1 protein-coding gene is annotated in these 263 nt (G+C 40.3%); it reads right to left on the bottom strand.

Features of this window, described 5'->3' with window-relative positions; translation table 11 throughout:
* Window positions 1-263, bottom strand: a 263-nt coding sequence (locus VJI94_RS08465; RefSeq protein WP_324009045.1) for a hypothetical protein, incomplete at both ends; no start/stop codon positions are given.

Raw genomic sequence — 263 nt, 5'->3', positions numbered from 1 at the left:
AGGAATACTCCGGACGATCATAATAAGGACGCCAGCTATGGATATTTAACAATTGAAACGATCTTTTATAGTTAGTCACCGGATAATTACCAGCAACTTTCAATGCATTGCCTGTAATAGATTGTTGAATGGAATGATCGATATACAAAGGCTTCAATGCATCTTCATTCTTTACTTTCTCCCATAAGGGTTGAAAAGAAGCCAACCGAGACCCATCTGCCGTGAAGGTAGAAGCAATCACCTTCCCAGCCTTATTGATGACG

The sequence above is a fragment of the Parvimonas sp. D9 genome (genome assembly GCF_035282565.1).
Classification (GTDB): Bacteria; Bacillota; Clostridia; order Tissierellales; family Peptoniphilaceae; genus Parvimonas; species Parvimonas micra.
The sequence above is the reverse complement of the archived record's forward strand: the minus strand, read 5'-3'. Positions and strand labels throughout refer to the sequence as shown.